The sequence below is a fragment of the Streptomyces viridochromogenes genome (assembly GCF_001270495.1).
GTDB lineage: Bacteria > Actinomycetota > Actinomycetes > Streptomycetales > Streptomycetaceae > Streptomyces > Streptomyces viridochromogenes_A.
In genome coordinates, this window is sequence record NZ_LGUR01000042.1 from 1 (window position 1) to 5,325 (window position 5,325).

Here is a 5,325-nt window from a genome sequence, read left to right on the forward strand (position 1 = left end):
CAACTACGCCGCCGCCAACGCCTTCCTCGACGCCCTCGCCCACCACCGCCACACCCACCACCAACCCGCCACCTCCCTCGCCTGGGGCTGGTGGGGACAGAACTCCGAGATGACGGCGCGGCTCGGCCAGGCAGATGTGCGGCGCAATCGGCGGGCCGGCATGGTGCCGCTCAGCGCCGAGGACGGGGTGCGGCTGTTCGACCTGGGGCTGCGCTCCTCCGACGCCGGTCTGGTGCCGGCCCGGCTGGATCTCGGGGCGCTGAGGGCCTCGGCGCTCGACGGCTCCGTTCCGGCGCCGCTGCGCGGCCTCGTACCCGTACGACGTCGAGCGGCGGGTTCCGAGGCGGGGCAGGACGGCACGGCTCTGGTCCGTCGGCTGACCGCGCTCGGCTCGGAGGAGCGGGAGAAGGCGCTGGTCGCCCTGGTGAGCGAGCATGCCGCACAGGTGCTGGGGCATGTGTCCGCGGACCGGATCGACGCCGTGCGCTCCTTCCGGGACCTCGGTTTCGACTCCCTGATGTCGGTCGAGCTGCGCAATCGTCTCGGCTCGGCGACCGGGCTGCGGCTGCCCGCGACGCTGTTGTACGACCACCCGAGTGCCCGGGTTCTGGCACGGCATCTGGAGGCCGAACTGCTCGGCACCGAGGCCGCCTCGGTGCCGGACGCCGCCTCGCTACCGGTGGACGCGGACGAGCCCGTCGCCATCGTCGCCATGGGCTGCCGCTTCCCCGCCGGAGTGGGGAGTCCCGAGGAACTGTGGGAGTTGGTGGCGAAGGGCGTCGACGCGGTCGCGGACTTCCCCACGGACCGGGGCTGGGACCTCGACGCCCTGTACGACCCGGATCCGGACAACCCGGGGACGTCGTACGCCCGTCGGGGCGCGTTCCTCGACGACGTGGCCGGTTTCGACGCGGACTTCTTCGGTATCTCGCCGCGTGAGGCACTCGCGATGGACCCGCAGCAGCGGCTGATGCTGGAGATCTCCTGGGAGACGTTGGAGCGGGCCGGTATCGATCCGACGAGCCTGCGGGGCGGTGATGTCGGTGTCTTCACCGGGGTGAACACCCAGGACTACGCGCTGCGTCTGCACCGTATGCCGGAGTCGGTGGAGGGCCACCGGATCACGGGCGCCTCCAACGCCGTGGTGTCGGGCCGGGTGTCGTACTTCCTGGGCCTGGAGGGTCCGGCGGTGACGCTGGACACGGCCTGCTCGTCGTCCCTGGTGGCCCTGCATCTCGCGGCCCAGTCGCTGCGTTCGGGTGAGTCCTCCCTCGCGCTCGCCGGTGGTGTGACCGTCATGGCGGGGCCAGACGCGTTCGTCGACTTCTCCCGGCAGCGGGGGTTGTCGCCCGACGGCCGGTGCAAGGCGTTCGCGGCGACGGCCGACGGCACGGGGTGGGCCGAGGGTGCCGGTGTGCTGGTGCTGGAGCGGCTCTCCGATGCGGTACGCAACAAGCGCCGCATCTGGGGTGTCGTGCGGGGGTCGGCCGTCAACCAGGACGGCGCCTCCAACGGGCTGACCGCACCCAACGGTCCTTCCCAACAGCGCGTCATCCGGCGTGCGTTGGCCACGGCCGGGCTCACCGGCGCGGACGTGGACGCCGTCGAAGCCCATGGCACCGGCACGACTCTGGGCGACCCGATCGAGGCCCAGGCCCTGATCGCCACCTACGGCCAGGACCACGACGCCGAACAGCCTTTGTGGCTCGGCTCCGTGAAGTCCAACATCGGCCACACGCAGGCCGCCGCGGGCGTCGCCGGTGTCATCAAGATGGTCATGGCGATGCAGCACGGCGTGCTGCCGCGCACCCTGCACGTGGACGAGCCGACCCCGCAGGTCGACTGGTCGGCCGGGCATGTGGAGCTGCTCACCGAGGCACTCCCCTGGCCCGAGAACGACCGGCCTCGCCGCGCGGCAGTCTCCGGCTTCGGCGTATCCGGCACCAACGCCCACGTCATCCTCGAACAGGGCCCGTCCGAGGCGGCCGAAGAGACGGAGGCCGGTGCCGATCCGGCCGCCGTCCTGCCGTGGCTGCTGTCCGCGCAGAGTGCGGACGCGCTGGCCGAACAGGCGGCGCGCCTGGCCGCGTTCGTCCGGAGCAGGCCCGACGTCGATCCGGCCGCCGTCGCCCGTGGGCTGCTCACCACGCGCGCGCTGCTGGACCACCGGGCCGTGGCCGTGGGCGCGGACCGGGAGCGGCTGCTCGCCTCCCTGGACGCTCTCGCCGAGCGCCGCCCGCTTCCGGAGGGCACGGCACGGGGTGTCCGGGGGCCGGGCCGGCTCGCCTTCCTCTTCACGGGGCAAGGCAGTCAGCGCCTGGGGATGGGCCGGGAGCTGTACGAGCACCATCGCGTGTACCGGGAGTCGTTCGACGCGCTGTGTGCCGCGCTGGACCGTCAGCTGGCGGACCATGTGCCCCACCGGCTGCGCGATGTGGTGTTCGCCGCCCCCGGTTCGCCCGAGGCCGCTCCGCTCGACAGCACTGTGTACGCGCAGGCGGCCCTGTTCGCGACGGAGACGGCGCTCTACCGCCTGTACGAGTCCTGGGGAGTCCGCCCCGATGTGCTGGCCGGGCACTCCATCGGTGAGGTGAGCGCCGCCCATGTGGCCGGTGTGCTGTCGCTGGAGGACGCGGCGGCCCTGGTCGCGGCGCGCGGACGGCTCATGCAGTCCGTGTCCGCCGACGGTGCGATGGTCGCCGTCGACGCCACCGAGGACGAGGTGCTGCCCTTCGTCACCGGGCAGCCAGGGGCGGTGGCCGTCGCCGCGGTCAACGGGCCGACGTCGGTCGTGCTGTCCGGGGACACGGAGACGGTCACCCGGATCGCCGAGGAACTCGCGGCCCGGGGGCACCGGACCCGGCGGCTGCGGGTCAGCCACGCCTTCCACTCGCCGCACATGGACGCCATGCTCGACGAGTTCGGTGACGTCGTCGCCGGGCTGACCCTGCTCCCGCCGGCCCTCCCGATGGTCTCGAACGTCACGGGTAGGGCGGCCACGTCCGAGCAACTGTGTTCTCCCCGGTACTGGGTGGAGCACGTACGCCGGACCGTGCGGTTCTCCGACGGGCTCACGGCCCTGTTCGAGCAGGACGTGACCACGTTCCTGGAACTGGGCCCGGGTGGCGTCCTCACCTCGCTCGCGGAGCGGGCGGCCGGGGACCGCGGCGGCGCCGTCTTGTCCGTTCCCGCGCTGTACCGGGAGTCGGACGAGACCGTCTCCGTGGTCGCGGCCCTCGCGCAACTCCACGTCCGTGGCGTTCCAGTGGGCTGGGAAGCCCTGTTCGAGGGCGCCGGGTCCGAAACGGCCGACCTGCCCACCTACCCGTTCCAGCACCGCCGCTTCTGGTTGGACGACGCCTCGTCCGCCGAAGGTGCCGAGAATGCCGTAGGTGCCGTAGCTGCCGAGAGCGCCGCAAGCGCCGACGGGGCCCGCCACGCCACGCCCTCGATCGGGACGCAGGCGGACAAGGGAACCTATGCCGAGCTGCTGGCCGCGCTGCCGGCCGAGGAGCAGCACCGGCAGGTGCTGGAACTGGTCCGGGGCGAGGCCGGGGCTGTGCTCGGGCACACCGAACCCATCGACGCGACCAGGGACTTCCGCAGCCTCGGCTTCGACTCGCTCGCCGGTGTCAGGCTCCAGCGACGGCTCCAGGACGCGGTCGGCACCGGCCTGCCCGCCACCCTCGTCTTCGACTACCCGACGCCCGTCGCGCTCGCGGAATTCCTCCGTGCCGAGCTGCTCGGGGAGGCGACCGACGCGGCCGGGGACACGGGGCTCGTCCACGACGCCGACGACCCGATCGCGATCGTGGGGATGGCCTGCCGGTTCCCCGGCGGGGTGACCTCGCCGGAGGAGTTCTGGGACCTGCTGCGCTCGGGCGGCGACGCGATCACGGGCTTCCCGGCGAACCGCGGCTGGGACCTGGAGAACTTCTTCCACCCGGACCCGGACCACCCCGGCACCAGCTACGCCCGCGAAGGCGGGTTCCTGCACGACGCCGACCGGTTCGACGCGGCGTTCTTCGGTATCTCGCCGCGTGAGGCGCTCGCGATGGACCCGCAGCAGCGGCTGATGCTGGAGATCTCCTGGGAGTCGCTGGAGCGGGCCGGAATCGATCCCGCCACACTGCGGGGGAAGCCGGTCGGCGTCTTCACCGGGCTGGTCAACCACGACTACACCACGCGCCTGGCCACCGTGCCCGAGGGTGTCGAGGGTTACACGATGACCGGCGGTGTCGGCAGTGTCGTCTCGGGCCGGGTGTCGTACTTCCTGGGCGCGGAGGGCCCCGCGGTGACGATCGACACCGCGTGCTCCTCGGCGCTCGTGGCCCTGCATCTGGCGGCCCAGTCGCTGCGGTCCGGGGAGAGTTCGCTGGCCCTCGCCGGTGGCGTCACCGTGATGGCCACGCCGGACGCCTTCGTCGGTTTCTCCCGGCAGCGCGGACTGGCGCCCAACGGTCGCTGCAAGTCCTTCGCGGCCACGGCCGACGGCACCGGCTGGGCCGAGGGCGCGGGCGTACTGCTCCTGGAGCGGCTGTCCGACGCCGTACGCAACGGGCATCGCGTCCTGGCCGTAGTACGAGGTTCCGCGGTGAACCAGGACGGCGCCTCCAACGGTCTGAGCGCACCCAACGGCCCCTCCCAACGGCGGGTGATCCGGCAGGCGTTGGCGAGTGCGGGGCTGACCGGCGCGGATGTGGACGCCGTGGAGGCCCATGGCACGGGCACCCCGCTGGGGGACCCGATCGAGGCACAGGCCCTGATCGCCACCTATGGGCAGGACAGGGATGCCGAACAGCCGCTGTGGCTCGGTTCCGTGAAGTCCAACATCGGTCATACGCAGGCCGCCGCGGGCGTCGCCGGTGTCATCAAGATGGTGATGGCGATACGGCACGGAATGCTGCCGCGCACCCTGCACGTGGACGAGCCGACCCCGCAGGTCGACTGGAGCGCGGGGCATGTCGAGCTGCTGACCGAGGCCCGCTCCTGGCCCGACACGGACCGGCCTCGCCGCGCGGCCGTCTCCGGCTTCGGCGTGTCCGGCACCAACGCCCACGTCATTCTTGAAGAAGTGCCTGTGGAGGAGCCTTCGTTGCCGCGGGACGAGCCGGCGGAGGAGGCCCCGCAGGGGGAGAAGGCCGCGCAGGGCGCGCAGGCGGATGACCGGCCGCGTGTGCTGGCCGACGGTGAGGTGGTGCCGTTGGTGGTGTCAGGGCGGGGGGCCGCCGGGTTGGCTGGTCAGGCGGGTCGCCTCGCCTCCTACCTCCACGAACACCCCGACACCAGCCTCACCGACATCGCTCACGCCCTCGCCACCACCCG

General features: G+C 72.5%; 1 protein-coding gene. It reads left to right on the forward strand.

Translation table 11 applies throughout. The features are described from left to right. Nucleotides 1–5,325, forward strand: a 5,325-nt coding sequence (locus ADK36_RS07225) for a type I polyketide synthase (RefSeq protein WP_159391089.1), incomplete at both ends; no start/stop codon positions are given.